Consider the following 14,424-nt stretch of genomic DNA (forward strand, 5'->3'; position numbering starts at 1 on the left):
ATCGTGAAGCAAGGGTGGCGCACGAGATCCTCCGCATCGCGCGCGACGAGCTCCGGCTCGGCGACGCCACGCCCGCGCCCGACGCGGCCCTCGCGGGCGCGCTCGACTCGCTCCAGCTCCTCTCGCTCGTCGTCGCCGTGGAGGACCGCTTCCGGATCGTCCTCGAGGACGACGACGCGGCCGGAACGCGCACGCTCGCGGATCTCGCGCGGCTCGTCGCGGCGCGCTCGGACGCGGCGCTCATCCCCGCCCAGGCGCCGGAGCCGGCCCGGTGAGGCTCGTGGGGCCACCGGCGCCCGCGCCGCGCTCCCCGACGCTGGCGCACGCGCTCCGCGCGGCCGTGGGCCACCCGAGCGGCGTCACGTTCGTCGATCTCCACGAGCGCGAGCGCACGCTCCGGTGGGCCGAGGTCGCCGACCGCGCGGAGCGGGTGGCCGCCGCGCTCGCGGCGCGGGGCGTGGCGCCGGGCGATCGGGTGGCGATCGTGCTCCGCACGGAGCCCGCCTTCCTGGACGCGTTCTTCGGGGCGTGGCTCGCCGGGGCGGTGCCCGTGCCGCTCTATCCGCCGGTCAGGCTCGGCCGGATGGAGGAGTACCTCGCGCAGACGGCGCGGATGCTCGAGGTGTCGGGCGCGCGGCTCGTCGTCTCCTCCGGCGCGGTGCGGCGCCTCCTCGGCGGCGCCATCGCGCGGGCGGCGCCGCCGCTCGGCTGCGCCGACGCGGCGGAGCTCTCGCAGGAGACCGGTCGACTCTCGCGCGCCTCCGAGCCCGAGGCGCTCGCGCTCGTGCAGTTCTCGTCCGGCTCGACGGTGGACCCGAAGCCGGTCGCGCTCACCCACGCCGCGCTGGAGGCCCAGGTGGACGCGCTCGTCGAGCGGGTCCGGCCCGACGCGAACGACGCGCTCGTCTCCTGGCTGCCGCTCTACCACGACATGGGGCTCATCGGCTGCCTGCTCGCGGCGATGAGCTACCCGGGCCGCCTCGTGCTCATCGCGCCCGAGCACTTCCTCGCGCGCCCCGCGCTGTGGCTCCGCGCCATCGCGCGCCACCAGGGCACGATCTCGGTCGCGCCGAGCTTCGCTTACGCCTACTGCGCCGATCGCGTGAAGGACGCGGAGCTCGCCGGGCTGTCGCTCGGGAGCTGGCGCCTCGCGCTCGACGGCGCCGAGCCGGTCTCCGCGGAGGCGATGCGGAGGTTCGCGGCGCGCTTCGGGCCGCACGGCCTCGATCCGGCGGCGCTCGTGCCGGTCTACGGCCTCTCCGAGGCGGCGCTCGCGGTCACCTTTAGCCCGCGCGGGCGGCCGCTCGAGGGGCGCCGGGTCGATCCCGCGCGCCTCGCCCGCGACGGCACCGTCGCGCCCGGGCCGCGCGAGCTCGTCTCGGTGGGCCCGCCCATCGCGGGCGTCGAGGTGGAGATCCGCGACGAGGACGGAGCGCTCGCCGGGGAGGGCCGCCTCGGGCGCGTGTTCGTGCGCGGGCCGTCCCTCATGCAGGGCTACCTCGGCGATCCCGCCGCGACGCGGCGCGCGCTCTCGGGCGGCTGGCTCGACACGGGCGACCTCGGGTTCGCGCTCGGGGGCGAGCTGTACGTGCACGGGCGCGCGAAGGACGTCGTCATCGTGCGCGGCGCGAACCACGCGCCCGACGAGTTCGAGGCGGCCCTCGCGGGCGTGGCGGCGGTCCGGCCGGGCTGCGCCGTGGCGGTCGGCTTCGTCCCCCTCGGCGAGGGGGACGGCGAGGGCGGCGAGGCGCTCGCCATCCTCGCCGAGCGCGCGCGGGGGGCCCGGGACGACCCGGCGGCGGAGTCGGAGATCCGGCGGGCGGTGCTCGAGCGCACCGCGATCGCGCCGCACACGGTGCGCCTCCTCGAGCCGGGGACCCTGCCGCGCACCTCCTCCGGAAAGCTCCGGCGCGGGGAGGCCCTGCGGCGCTTCCTCGCGGGCACCCTCGTGCCGCCGCGCCGGGCGACGACGCTCCGGCTCGCGCTCGCGCTCCTGCGCGGCGAGCTCGCCCTCGCGCAGGCCCGGGTGCGCCGGCGGCGGCCCGCGTGAGAGGCCTCCTGCGCGACGCCGTGGTGGTGGGCGGCGGCCCCGCCGGGCTCGCCTTCGCGATCGCGGCGGCGCGGCGCGGGCTCTCGGTGACGGTGCTCGAGAAGCGCGAGGGGCCGGTGGACAAGGCGTGCGGGGAGGGGATCCTCCCCGCCGGCGTGCGGGCGCTCGCGGCGCTGGGGGTCACCGGCCGGCTCGACCCGGAGCACACCGCGGCCTTCCAGGAGATCCGCTGGATCGAGCGGCACGACGCGGCCCGGCTCAGGCTCCCGGCGCCTGGCGGGCTCGGAGTGCGCCGGACGGCCCTCTCGGCCGCGCTCTCGGCGCGGGCGCGGGAGGCGGGCGCGGAGCTCGTCCAGGGCGACGTGCACGCGCACCGGCGCGAGCGCGACCGGATCTGGGCGGTCTCCACCGCAGGCGACGTCCCCGCCAAGGTGCTCGTCGCGGCGGACGGGCTCTCCTCCGCGGTGCGCCGCCGCGAGGGGCTCGAGCGCTCCGCCTCCGGCCCCGCCCGCTACGGCGTCCGGCGCCACTTCGCCATCCCGCCCTGGGCGGAGGCGGTGGAGGTTCACTTCGGGCCGGGCGCGGAGGCCTACGTGACGCCCGTCGGCGCCCGGCGCGTCGACGTGGCCTTCCTGTTCGAGCGGCAGGGGCCGGTCGAGTACGAGGCGCTCCTCGCGCGCTTCCCCGCCCTCGCCCACCTGCTCGAGGGCGCACCCGCGATCACCGCGCCGCGCGGCGCGGGGCCGCTCGCGCGGCGGGCGCGCGCCCGGATCGCCGACCGGCTGGTGCTGCTCGGCGACGCGGCCGGCTACCTCGACGCGGTCACGGGGGAGGGGCTCTCCCTCGCGTTCGGCTGCGCGCTCGATCTCGCGGCGCTCCTGCCGGCCGCGCTCGGCGAGGGCGCGACGCGCGCGGCGCTCGCGCCGTACGAGCGCGCCTGGCGCCGCAGGTTCGCCCCTTACTGGGCGTGGACCCGGATCGTGCTCGGCCTGACGCGGCACCCTGCGCTCCGGCACCGCATGCTCGCGCTCGCCGCCTCGCGTCCGGCGCCGTTCGAGCGGGCGGTCCGCCTCGCCGTGGGGTGACCTCTCCCGGCGCCTCGAGCCGTGCGCCGCGAGCGCCCGGCCGAGCGGCGGGAGCCCCGGGCGCGACGGGGGTAGGCTCCGAAAGCGTTGCCCATCTCGACGATGCGCCGCGTTCGGGGTATGTCCCCCGTCCCCGCGGGCCCCGGAGTTCCCGGCGTCCGGCGGGCCACCCGCGGCATACCATCCGCCGCAAGGAGGGCTCATCATGCGCTGCACCGTCCTCGGCGCCGGCTCCTGGGGCACCGCGCTGGCCTCGCTCCTCGCGTCCAAGGGGTACACCGTCACGGCGTGGGACAAGGACCACGCCGTCATCGACGCGATCGCCAAGACCCACCGCAACGATCGCTATCTCCCCGGCACGCCGCTGCCGCCCTCGCTCCTCACCACCCCCGACATCACCCGGGCGCTCGAGGGGGCGGAGCTGGTCGTCGTCGCCGTCCCCTCCCACGCGGTGCGCCAGGTGGCCATCGAGGCCAAGCGCCACGTGCACGCCGGCACCCCGGTCGTCTGCGTCGCGAAGGGCATCGAGCTCGACACCCTCATGACCATGAGCGAGGTGCTCGAGGACGTCCTGCCGGTGCCGCTCCACCCCTACATCGCGGTGCTCTCGGGCCCGTCGTTCGCGAAGGAGGTCGCGAAGGGGCTCCCCACGGCGGTGACCGTGGCCGCGCGCTGGGACCGGGTGGCGAAGCAGGTCCAGGACGCGTTCCACACCCGCACCTTCCGCCCGTACACCTCGAGCGACGTCGTCGGCGCGGAGATCGGCGGCTGCGTGAAGAACGTGGTCGCGATCGCCGCCGGCATCTCCGACGGCCTCGAGTTCGGCGCGAACGCGCTCGCGGCGCTCATCACGCGGGGCCTCGCCGAGATCACCCGCCTCGCGGTCCGCAAGGGCGCGAACCCCCTCACCCTGTCCGGGCTCTCCGGCCTCGGCGACCTCGTGCTCACCTGCTCGTCGGACCTCTCCCGCAACCGCACCGTGGGGCGCGGGCTCGCCGCGGGGAAGACGGCCGAGCAGATCCAGAAGGAGCTCGGCCAGGTCGCCGAGGGGATCCGCAACGCCAAGAGCGCGCGCGACCTCGCGCGCCGGCTCGGCGTCGACATGCCCATCACGGACACCGTGTACCGGGTCCTCTACGAGAACGTCCCGCCGCGGGACGCGGTCACGGCGATCATGATGCGCGAGACGAAGCCGGAGATGTGACGCGGCTCGGCGCACGATCCCGAACCTGCGGTGGGCGTCCTCGCTCCTGCGCGGACGCGCGTGCGCTCGGCCGGAGCGTCCCCTAATCTATGCGAATGAGCCCCGACGCCTCCCGCGCGCTGTGCGGGACCCCCGACGAGTTCGAGCGCGGCTGCCGCCGCGACATGGATCGCGCCCGCGCGGAGGCCGACCGGCTGAAGGCGATGCCGGCGCCGCGCGCCGCGCCTGCGGCGCTCGCCGCCTTCGACGCCGCCTTCGGGGCGCTCTCCGACGCCGCCTCGCGCGCGAGCCTCGCCCGCAACGTCCACCCGGACCCGCGCATGCGGGACGCCGCCGAGCGCTCGGAGCAGGAGATCGACGCGCTCTCGACCGAGCTCTCGCTCGATCGCGGCCTGTACGACGCGATCGCGGCGCTCGACGTCTCCGGGGAGGACGGGGCGACCCGCTACTACCTCCAGAAGAGCCTGCGCGACTTCCGCCGCGCCGGCGTCGATCGCGACGAGGCCACCCGCACGCGCGTCCGTGCCCTCCGCGAGGAGCTCGTGCGGATCGGCCAGGAGTTCGGGCGCAACATCAAGGACGACGTGCGGCGCATCGAGCTCGCGCCGGCGGAGCTCGACGGGCTGCCCGAGGACTGGCGGCGAGCGCATCCGGCCGGCCCGGAGGGCAAGGTCGTCGTCACGACCGACAACACCGACTACGTGCCGTTCATGACGTACGCGCGGAGCGAGCGCGCCCGCGAGGCGCTCTGGCGCCTGTACCGCCTGCGGGGCCACCCGAAGAACCTCGACGTGCTCGCGCGCATGCTCTCGCGCCGCGCCGAGCTCGCGCGGCTCCTCGGCTACGAGAGCTGGGCGGCCTACGTCACCGAGGACAAGATGATCGGCAGCGACCGCGCCGCCGCCGAGTTCGTCGAGAAGATCGCCCGGGCCGCGGAGGCGCGGATGCGCCGCGACTTCGGGCAGCTCCTCGCCCGCAAGCGCGAGGACGTCCCCGGCGCCGAGCGCGTCGAGCCCTGGGACAGCGCCTACCTCCAGGAGCGCGTGAAGGCCGAGCAGTACGGGTTCGACTCGCAGTCGGTGCGCCCCTACCTCGACTACGCCCGCGTGAAGGACGGCGTCCTCGACGTCACGGGGCGGCTGTTCGGCATCGCGTACCGCCCGGTGCCCGACGCCCCGGTCTGGCACGCGGAGGTCGAGGCGTACGACGTGGTGGAGGGCGAGAAGCTCGTCGGGCGCGTCTACCTCGACATGCACCCCCGCGACGGCAAGTACAAGCACTACGCCCAGTTCACGCTCGCCTCCGGCCAGGCCGGGCGGCAGCTGCCGGAGGGCGTCCTCGTCTGCAACTTCCCGCGCCCGCAGGGCGGCGCGCCCGCGCTCATGGAGCACGGCGACGTGAAGACGTTCTTCCACGAGTTCGGCCACCTGCTCCACCACGTCCTCGGCGGGCACACGCGCTGGGCGGGGCAGTCCGGCGTGGCCACCGAGTGGGACTTCGTCGAGGCGCCCTCGCAGATGCTGGAGGAGTGGGTGTGGGATCCCGGCGTGCTCGCCGGCTTCGCGCGCCACGTGGACACCGGCGCGCCGCTCCCCGCCGACGCCGTCCGGCGCATGAAGGCCGCCGACGAGTACGGCAAGGGGCTCATGGTGCGGCAGCAGATGTTCTACGCCGCGACGAGCCTCGAGCTGCACCGGCGCGACCCCAAGAGCCTCGACACGACCGCGCTCGTGGCGGAGCTGCAGGAGCGCTACACGCCGTTCCGCCACGTGGACGGGACCTACTTCCACGAGTCCTTCGGGCACCTCGACGGCTACTCCGCCGTCTACTACACGTACATGTGGTCGCTCGTGATCGCGAAGGACCTGTTCGGCCCGTTCCGCGAGAAGGGGCTCATGGATCCGGAGCCCGCCCGCCGCTACCGCCGCGCGATCCTGGAGCCCGGCGGCTCGAAGCCCGCCGCCGAGCTCGTGAAGGACTTCCTCGGGAGGCCCCACGCGTTCGACGCGTACGAGCAGTGGCTGAACGCGTAGGGGCGAGCAGCGCACGCAGAAAGACTGCAGCGCCCACGCGGCGGCGGAGGGGGGGCCGCGTGGGCGCCTTGCTGCACCTGCGACTCTCGGCCGGCGCGGGGCGCCGGGAAGTGAAAGGCCCATCGTGATTCGCGACAGGCGAGCGAAGCGAGCCCGCCGGGGCGGCGCCGCGGAAGCGGCGAAGCCGCCCGCGGCGGCGCCCCGGGCGCCCCCGCGCGGGGGGGGGGCGACGCCGCGGAAGCGGCGAAGCCGCTCGCGGCGGCGCACGGGACCCGGCGCGCAGGGGTGGGGCCCCGACGAGCTCCGCTCGGCGGGGCGGGGGCGCAGCCCCCGTATTTCTAGAAGCGGACGCTCACCGACCCGAACAGCCCGAGGTCGTTGCGCGCAGTCTGGTCGATGGTCGCGGAGGCGAGGCCGTCGAACGCCGTCACGTAGTCACGCGCGGTGAGCCCGAGCCCGAAGGCCCCGTGCTCGACGTTCGCGCCGGCGGAGACGTAGCCCGCGAAGTCGGTCTCGGAGTCCACGTCGAGATCGCGGAAGCTGTAGGTGCGCGCGCCGGCGCCGATCCCCACGAACGGCTTCAGCGTCCAGCCCTGCGCGAGCGCCACCGGGTACTGTCCCTGGACGCCGAGGTCGTACTGGAAGAGGTCGAGGTCCTCGCCGAGCGCCTTCACCTGCGTGGGCGACCATCCGACCGCGCCGACGATCGCGACGTAGGGATGCACCTCGTAGCTGAGGGTGAGGCCGGTGAGCACGGAGTCGTCGAGGAGATCGCGCTGGTCGCCGGTCCCGACGAACGCTCCGACGAACGGCGCGATGCTGAGCTTCCGTGAAGGATCTTCGGCGCGCGCGGAGGTCGACGCGAAGGCGATGACGGCGGCGGTGATGACGAGCAGCTTCTTCATCTTGTGTTCCTCGTGAAGTGAATTGAGACGACGCGCAGCCGGTGCTGCAAGGCCCGCGCCCGGCGCGGCGCTGCGCGCGCGGCGGCGAAACGCCGGGAGGATCGGCGCGGGCGGCCGGCGCGAGCGCGCGCCACGCGTCGGGAACGGCGACAGTCGCGAGCGAGCCGCCGTCGGAACTCCGCACACCGGCCGCGGCCGCGCTCACAGATCGAACGCGGCGGAGAGGCCGGCGAACGCGATGAGGCCCAGCGACGGGCTCGGCACGTCCACCGCGCTGCCGTCCGGACGCTCGTGTCGGGTGAACCGCGCCAGGGCGACCGCGACGACGGGGCCCAGCGTCGAGCGTGCGCCGAAGCGCCGGTCGAAGCCGAGCCGCAGCCGCAGGACCTCGTGGCCGTCGAACGACTCGGTCCCGCCTTCCCGCTCCACCCCGTGGCGGCGAAGGGCCACGCCGAGCGCGATCCACGGATCCCAGCGCTCGTCCGGCGCGACGTGGAGCTCCGCCTGCGCTCCCCCCGCGATGCTCCAGACCTTGGCGCTCGCCGGCGGCTCACCGCCGCGCGCGTACAGCCCTCCCGTGCCGAACACGCCGAGCGCAAACGCCGCCACCGGCCGCCAGGCCACGGCGAGCTCGAGCGCCGCGCCCGGCCCGCCGTAGTCGCCGAGCGACGGCAGCGCGTAGCCGATCTCGCCGAAGGCCTGCTCGTAGCCGGACGAGAGCCTGACCTCCAGGGCCGCATCCTGCGCGCGCCGTGGTCCGTCCTGTGCCCCGGCCCGGAGCGCGGACCCGGCGATGGCGGCCGCGACGAGCGCGCGGGTCGCGCCGGTCATCGACGGCCTGCTCGCGGTCGAGGGCGGCCGGCGCCGCGGCGCGGGGGTCGCCCGGCGCTCACTCCCCCGCGGACCGGGGCGAGCCGCTCGCGCGGGGGCTGGCGGGATGGACTCGCGCGGTGGTCGCGGTCACCGGGACCGCGGCCGGCGCGTCCTCCGCGGGCGTGCCCGCCGGGGCCGCCGCGCTCCGGTACTCGGCCCCGATGAGCGAAACCCCCAGCAGCGACGCCGCGAGCCCGAGCCTCTTCATGAACGCGCTCCCTTCCGTGGTCATCCAAGGGTGGCGCCGCGCGGGCGCGCCGCCGCAGGGAGCGTCCCTGGGCTCGGTCCGCCGGCGGCGCGGCACCCGCGCAGGCGCCACGCGAGCGTGCCTTTACATGCCTCGTGCCACGGCGCGAGTCGCAGGCCTGCACGGCTCGGCAGGCGCGGCGCGCAGGCGGGCTGCCGGGTTCGCGGACAGGTTCCGGCGCGAGATCGTCCGCGTTCCCGGCAGCGTGGCAACGGAGCCGGACCCACGGCATGATGGCGGCCCATGCTCGACCCCGCTCGCGGCTCAGGCCCGGATCTTGCGACTCCACGAGGAGTCATGCCGGAGCGATTGGACGCCGCGCGCTGGAGGCGCGTCATCGCCGCCAACGTCGAGTGCCGCTGGAAGCGCACGCGGTGGTTCCTGTTCGCCGGCTTCTACGCGGTCTGGCTGGCGTTCTGCGCCGCGCTCGCCGCGACCGGGTACCCCCCCTGGCGCGTCGCCGTGCTGGCAGGGATCCTCGGCGCGCTGCTCCTCTCCCACGTGGCGCGGGCGCTCAGCGAGCGCGTCGCGAACGCCTGCGAGGGCGACGAGCGCCAGCCGTTCGCGTTCATCGTCATCGCCATCGCGACGACGGGCGGGTTGCACAGCCCGGTCCTCATCGCCCTCATGGGCGCGGTGTCGCAGTTCACGATCCGGCGCGGGATCTGCCGGGCCACGCTCGCCGCGCTCACGGCGCTCGTGGTGCTCGTCGCCGCCATGTTCGCCGTCCCGCAGGCCTGGCTGGGCCCGGTCATCCCGGATCCGCTCTACAGCCTCTCCGCGCTCGGCTTCCTCCTCGTGTCGGTGGTGCTGCACACCGACTACATGTCGCTCCTCGCGCGCACCGTCGAGTCGACCTTCGGCCAGATCTTCCGCTCCCGCGAGGAGATCGCCGCGCAGGCGCTGGCGCGCGCCCGCGAGCTGGAGCTCCTGAGCTCGAAGCTCTCGCACGAGCTCAGGAACCCGCTCGGCGCGATCAAGGCGCTCGTCCAGCTCTCGGCCCGCGAGGCGAACGAGCCCGAGATCCGGGAGCGGCTCCAGGTGGTGGAGGGCGAGGTCGAGCGGATCCAGAAGATCCTCCAGGAGTACCTGTCCTTCTCGCGTCCGCTCGACACCCTGCGCCCCGAGCCCGTCGCGCTCGGCGCCGTCGCGGACGAGGCCCTGGCCGTGCTGGAGGCGCGCGCCGAGAGCGCCGGGGTGTCGCTCCGCCGGCAGGGCGACGCGGAGCTCGTGGCCGATCCGCGACGCCTGAAGGAGGCGCTCCTGAACCTCGTCGCGAACGCGATCGAGGCGACCCCGCGGAAGGGCCGCGTCGAGATCGAGATCGGAGAGCGAGACGGCCAGGTCCGCGTGGAGGTGAGCGACACGGGCCGGGGCATGCCGCCGGAGGTGCTCGACCGCGTCGGCACTCCGTTCTTCACCACGCGCGAGGAGGGGACGGGGCTCGGCGTGCTCCTCGCCCGCGGCGTGTTCGTGCAGCACGGCGGCGCGCTCGAGTACCGGAGCGTGCCGGGCCAGGGCACGGTCGCGAGCGCGTCCCTGCCGCGCGAACCCACGGTGAGGTGCGTCGATGCCCCGCTTGCTGCTCGTGGATGACGATCCGCCCGTCCTGTACGCGCTGAAGGAGCTGGTCCGCTCGCTCGGCCACGAGCCGGTGCTCGCCCGCTCCGGGAAGGAGGCGCTCGAGCGGCTCGAGGGCGTGGACGCTGTGGTCACCGACTACGCGATGCCCGAGATGGACGGGCTCGCGCTGGTCCACGCCATCCACGAGCAGGACGAGGCGCTCCCCGTCGTGCTCCTCACGGCCCAGGGCTCGGAGCGCGTGGCGGTGCGGGCCATGAAGGCCGGCGCCTACGAGTACGTCACGAAGCCCTACGACATCGAGGAGATGTCGCTCGTGATCGACCGCGCCCTCGAGGCGCGCGCGCTCCGCACCCAGAACCGGCGGCTCGCCGCGGAGAAGGCCATCGGGCGGAGCCTCGTCGCGGACACGCCGGCGATGCGCCGCCTGCTCGACGCGGTGAGCCGGCTCGCGCCCAAGGACATCACCGTGCTCGTCCGCGGCGAGACGGGCACCGGGAAGGAGCTCGTCGCCTCGCTGCTCCACGCCGAGAGCCGGCGCGCGGCCGGACCGCTCGTGCGCTTCAACTGCGCGGCGATCCCCGCCGAGCTCGCCGAGGCCGAGCTGTTCGGTCACGCGCGCGGCGCCTTCACCGGCGCGGCGCAGGCCCGGCGCGGCTTCTTCGCCCAGGCCGACGGCGGGACGCTCGTCCTCGACGAGGTGGGCGAGCTGCCGCTGCCGCTCCAGGCGAAGCTCCTGCGGGCGCTGCAGGAGGGCGAGATCCAGCCGGTGGGCGCCGGCCGGGTGGAGAAGGTGGACGTGCGCGTCGTCGCGTGCACGAACCGGGACCTCGAGTCCGAGGTCCGCGCCGGGCGCTTTCGCGAGGACCTCTTCTACCGGCTGGCCGTCGTCGAGCTCGTGGTGCCGCCGCTCCGCGACCACCGGGACGACATCCCGGCGCTCGCGGCCGAGTTCGCGCGCCGGTACGCGGAGCGGTTCGGCATGGAGGACGTGCGGCTCTCGCCCGCGCTCCTCGCCGCCCTGCGGAGCGCAGACTGGCCCGGCAACGTGCGGCAGCTCGAGAACGCCGTCGCACGCATGGTCGCGCTCGGCTCGAGCGGGGAGCTCGGTCCGGAGGCGTTCGGCCGACCGCCCGCGGCCGCTCCGGAGGAGCCCGGGGCGGAGTCGCCGCCGGAGGGCACCCTCTCGCTCCGGGAGCACCTCGACGCGGTCGAGCGCAGCCTCATCGTGAAGGCCCTCGCCGCGACCGGAGGAAACCAGTCCGAGGCCGCGCGGCGCCTCGGCCTGAGCCGCTCCGCGTTCATCGACCGGCTGAAGAAGTACGGCTTCGCCTGACGCGCCTCGCACCGCATCCCGCCCGGGACGGGCCCGCTCGCGAAGGGTCACTGGACGGTCCTCACTACGCTAGGATGAAGGTCGCCCGCGCTGCCGCGGCGCCCGAGTCGCTCATGCGCACCCCGCTCCTCGTCCTCTTCGCCCTCTTCGCTGCGGCGTGCGCCGCGGACCAGGAGCGCCGCGCCTCCGCGTCCGACGGTGCGGTCGTCCTGTGCGATCGCGCCGCCTGCGGGCCCGCCCTCGGCATGCCGAACTGGATCTGCGCCGACGGGAGCACGGGCGGGCCCACGGGCCGCTGCGTCGAGCACGCGGGCGGCCAGTGCGGCTGGGAGATCCACGAGTGCCCCTCGCAGGTGCGCTGCGGCCCCGAGAGCGGGCGCGCGTGCTCCGGGGAGTTCGTCTGCGTGGACCTGCCCGGCGACGGCTGCACCTTTCCGACCGACGCGGGCTGCGACGGCGTCTGCGTCGCGCCCGTCTTCTGCGGCGGGGTCGCCGGGCTTCCGTGCCCCGACGGCCGCGCCTGCGTCGACGATCCGCGCGACGACTGCGCGCCGCCGAGCGGCGCGGACTGCGGCGGGCTCTGCGCGCCGTAGCCGGCTTTCGCGAGGCCGGAAGCGGCCCACGATGGTTCCCGGGCGGTTCCTGCGCTCGCCTCCGGCCTTCCGCGCCGCCGCGGATCGGCCGATACTGGGCGTGCGGAGGCGCCGATGACGATCACGATCCGTCACCTCGAGCCCGGGGACTACGGCCCGATCATCCGGGTGCTGAACGACTGGTGGGGCGGAAGGCGCATGGCGGACATGCTCCCGCGGCTCTTCTTCGTCCACTTCCGGCCGACGAGCTTCGCGGCCGAGGCGGACGGGAAGCTCTGCGGCTTCCTGGCCGGCTTCCAGTCGCAGACCTCCCCCGAGCAGGCGTACATCCACTTCGTGGGCGTCGACCCTGTCTTCCGCGCCGCCGGCGTGGGCCGCACGCTCTACGAGCGGTTCTTCGAGACGGTCCGCGCGCTCGGGGTGACCGAGGTGCAGGGGGTCACCTCGCCCTTGAACGAAGGGTCGCTCGCGTTCCACGCCGCGATGGGGTTCGAGCTCCTCCGGGGCGACGGCGGGGTGGGGCACTCGCCCGACTACGACGGCCCGGGCGAGCCGCGCGTGCGGTTGCGCAAGAGAATCTGAGGGCCGCGCTGCGGGGGCGGGCGACGCGCGCCTCCCGCGGACCGCTCAGGGACGCACGACGCGTCCCATGAACACGAGCGCGCCGGTGGCGTGGTCGCGGATGGCGAACACGAAAGGTCGGTCGATCGCGACCGTTCGCGTGACCGGCGCGCTCGTCGGTCCGACGATGACCGCCGTCGCCGCGGCCGCCTCGGTGCCCGCCTCGTTCACCTTCACGAACGCCTGGTGGACGACGTCCGAGACGCGCAGGCCCACCTCGGTCGACATGCGCGAGAAGTCCGCCTGGTCGCCGAACGCGACGCCGAGCCCGAGCGCGGTGAGCGGCGGCTTCAGCTGCAGGGAGCTTCGCACCTCGAACCGCGGGAGCGTGAGCGCGAGGTGCTCGTCCCGGAGCGCGGCGAGGTACGCCTCGAGCCGCGCCGGCGTGAGCTGCTCCTCGAGCGCCGCGAGCCCGCCCGCGGGCGGGACGAGGAGCAGCATCGAGAGCTCGCCGCCGTCGTAGGGGAGCTCCACCACCTCCACGCCCGCCACCTGCGCGGCCCGGGTGGGCAGGTCGCCGCTCGCCATCGTGGGCACGAGGAGCCGCGAGCCGTCGAGGAGCGTGAACTCGCGGTCGCGGGTGAGGGCGGGGTCGAACTTCTTGGCCCAGGCCGCGTTGAAGTAGATCGCGTTCACCAGCACGGCCACGGTGTCTGTGTCGATCGTCCCGACCGGCAAGAGGTCGGGGATGCGGTCCTCGGTCTCCTCCGCCACCCACGCGTTGATCGCCTCGCGGGCGGGCTCCGGCGCGCTCCCGAAGTCGAGGAGTCGCACGTCCGCGCCGTACTCCCCGGCGAGCGTGTCGAGGAACGGTTGCTCGAAGGTGAAGCCCTTCCGCGCGAAGAGCTGGTTCACGAGCCGCAGCCGGAAGGGCTGACCGTCGGCGCCGGACGCGTTCTCGCCGCGAGAACGGAGCTGCCGGTCGAGGTCGTTCATCGCCCGGTGGTAGCGAGGCTCCGGGATCGAGACGTGGAGGGTCTGCTCGAACGCGGCGGCGGTCGCGCCGGAACCGCCCGGGTAGGTCATCGAGAGCGCGAAGGTGATGCTCTGCGGGGAGAAGAACAGGTTCTCCTGCGCCTCGGACGCGAGCACGCGGTACAGGTCGAGCGCGAGCGCTCCGTTGCTCCCCACCGCGGCGGCGAGATCGGCCGGTGGAGCGGAAGCGGTCACCCGCGCCTCGGTGGAGCCGATCCGGTCGCCGGGCGCCGAGGGCGCTGGCGTCGGGCTCGATCCGCCGCCGCAGGCGCTCGAGAGCGTGAGCGCGGTGACCGCCAGCAAGGCAGCGCGGGAGAGCGTCATGGAGGTACCTCCGCGCCGCAGCGTAGCAGCGCGGACGGGCGATTTCACGCCTTGTGCGCGGGGTGACCCCTCCGAACGGCGCTCACGCGGGCCGGCGAGGCCCCTCCTCGGAGCCGGGGCCGCGCCATGGGGACAGGCGCGGGAGCCAGCGCGGCACCGCGCGGGCGTAGACGGGCCACTCGGCGGGGAAGCTGCGCGCGAGGACCGGCTCCTCTCCGAGGACGACGCGCACGTGGAAGACGAGCGCCAGGACGAAGGCGTAGGCGAGGGTCGAGGGCGAGCCCCTCCACGCGGCGATCCCCGTCACCAGTGTGAGCACCGAGAGGTACATGGGGTTCCGCGCGAACCGGTACATCCCGACCACGACGAGCTTCGTCGGAGGCGACCACGGCGCGAGCGTGCCCTTGCCGATGGTGTAGAAGTCCCGCACGCACCAGAGCAGGCCGGCGAGCCCGGCGAAGGCGAGCAGGAGGCCGGCGGAGTGATCGGAGCCGCGCGCGCCGTCCCTGTGCGCGATCCAGAGCGGGATCGCGACGCCGACCACCGCCGGCATCGCCAGGAACGCGAGCACCGCGCGCGCGAACATCGTCTCTCCCC

At 75.1% G+C, this 14,424-nt stretch carries 14 protein-coding genes; 9 read left to right on the forward strand and 5 right to left on the reverse strand.

All coding sequences use genetic code 11. The annotated features are described in order from the left end of the window. Nucleotides 1-14 precede the first annotated feature (14 nt). The 5 genes from MNZ29_RS05015 (at nt 15) to MNZ29_RS05035 (ending at nt 6,372) form a co-directional block, all read left to right on the forward strand. The gene (locus tag MNZ29_RS05015; RefSeq protein WP_242353391.1) at nt 15-275 is read left to right on the forward strand and encodes an acyl carrier protein; all 261 of its coding nucleotides are present in this window, start codon (nt 15-17) and stop codon (nt 273-275) included. Beyond that, entirely contained in the window at nt 272-2,050 is a 1,779-nt protein-coding gene (locus MNZ29_RS05020; protein WP_242353393.1) for an AMP-binding protein, read from the forward strand. Before MNZ29_RS05015 ends, MNZ29_RS05020 begins: the two co-directional genes overlap by 4 nt. Next, the gene (locus tag MNZ29_RS05025; RefSeq protein ID WP_242353405.1) at nt 2,047-3,135 is read left to right on the forward strand and encodes an FAD-dependent monooxygenase; all 1,089 of its coding nucleotides are present in this window, start codon (nt 2,047-2,049) and stop codon (nt 3,133-3,135) included. Before MNZ29_RS05020 ends, MNZ29_RS05025 begins: the two co-directional genes overlap by 4 nt. 205 nt (nt 3,136-3,340) lie before the next feature. Further along, entirely contained in the window at nt 3,341-4,339 is a 999-nt protein-coding gene (locus MNZ29_RS05030) for an NAD(P)H-dependent glycerol-3-phosphate dehydrogenase (protein ID WP_242337591.1), read from the forward strand. Nucleotides 4,340-4,434: 95 nt separating this feature from the next. Beyond that, a complete protein-coding gene (locus MNZ29_RS05035; protein WP_242353407.1) occupies nt 4,435-6,372 on the forward strand; it encodes a M3 family metallopeptidase in 1,938 nt (645 codons plus the stop codon). Between the two features lie 338 nt (nt 6,373-6,710). On the opposite strand, the gene MNZ29_RS05040 is transcribed toward MNZ29_RS05035, so the two are convergent. The 3 genes from MNZ29_RS05040 to MNZ29_RS05050 all read right to left on the reverse strand — a co-directional run bounded on the left by MNZ29_RS05040 (nt 6,711) and on the right by MNZ29_RS05050 (nt 8,358). Next, nucleotides 6,711-7,277, reverse strand: coding sequence for an outer membrane beta-barrel protein (locus MNZ29_RS05040; RefSeq protein ID WP_242353410.1), 567 nt, complete (start codon nt 7,275-7,277; stop codon nt 6,711-6,713). 201 nt (nt 7,278-7,478) lie between these two features. Further along, nucleotides 7,479-8,108 carry a hypothetical protein gene (locus MNZ29_RS05045; RefSeq protein WP_242353413.1) on the reverse strand — a complete coding sequence of 210 codons (630 nt, stop codon included), beginning with the start codon at nt 8,106-8,108 and terminating at the stop codon, nt 7,479-7,481. Between the two features lie 58 nt (nt 8,109-8,166). Further along, nucleotides 8,167-8,358 carry a hypothetical protein gene (locus tag MNZ29_RS05050; RefSeq protein WP_242353415.1) on the reverse strand — a complete coding sequence of 64 codons (192 nt, stop codon included), beginning with the start codon at nt 8,356-8,358 and terminating at the stop codon, nt 8,167-8,169. Nucleotides 8,359-8,694: 336 nt separating this feature from the next. Between MNZ29_RS05050 and MNZ29_RS05055 the strand changes: the two genes are divergently transcribed. The 4 genes from MNZ29_RS05055 to MNZ29_RS05070 all read left to right on the forward strand — a co-directional run bounded on the left by MNZ29_RS05055 (nt 8,695) and on the right by MNZ29_RS05070 (nt 12,489). Then, entirely contained in the window at nt 8,695-9,993 is a 1,299-nt protein-coding gene (locus tag MNZ29_RS05055; protein ID WP_242337600.1) for a nitrogen regulation protein NR(II), read from the forward strand. After that, complete coding sequence (locus MNZ29_RS05060) at nt 9,968-11,314, forward strand: sigma-54 dependent transcriptional regulator (protein WP_242337602.1); 1,347 nt, start codon at nt 9,968-9,970, stop codon at nt 11,312-11,314. The genes MNZ29_RS05055 and MNZ29_RS05060 overlap by 26 nt, the downstream gene beginning before the upstream one ends. Nucleotides 11,315-11,388: 74 nt before the next feature. Further along, nucleotides 11,389-11,907 (forward strand): hypothetical protein, encoded by a 519-nt coding sequence (locus tag MNZ29_RS05065; RefSeq protein ID WP_242337604.1) that lies wholly within the window; start codon nt 11,389-11,391, stop codon nt 11,905-11,907. Between the two features lie 114 nt (nt 11,908-12,021). Further along, the gene (locus MNZ29_RS05070) at nt 12,022-12,489 is read left to right on the forward strand and encodes a GNAT family N-acetyltransferase (protein WP_242337606.1); all 468 of its coding nucleotides are present in this window, start codon (nt 12,022-12,024) and stop codon (nt 12,487-12,489) included. Between the two features lie 45 nt (nt 12,490-12,534). Here MNZ29_RS05070 and MNZ29_RS05075 read toward each other — a convergent pair whose 3' ends face one another. Both MNZ29_RS05075 and MNZ29_RS05080 read right to left on the reverse strand, forming a co-directional pair. Next, on the reverse strand, nt 12,535-13,827 hold the full coding sequence (locus MNZ29_RS05075) for a serpin family protein (protein WP_242337607.1): 1,293 nt from the start codon (nt 13,825-13,827) through the stop codon (nt 12,535-12,537). An 82-nt stretch (nt 13,828-13,909) separates the two neighbouring features. Next, entirely contained in the window at nt 13,910-14,413 is a 504-nt protein-coding gene (locus MNZ29_RS05080) for an isoprenylcysteine carboxylmethyltransferase family protein (RefSeq protein WP_242337609.1), read from the reverse strand. Nucleotides 14,414-14,424: the final 11 nt, after the last annotated feature.

Source organism: Anaeromyxobacter sp. SG64 (genome assembly GCF_022690745.1).
Lineage (GTDB): Bacteria > Myxococcota > Myxococcia > Myxococcales > Anaeromyxobacteraceae > Anaeromyxobacter > Anaeromyxobacter soli.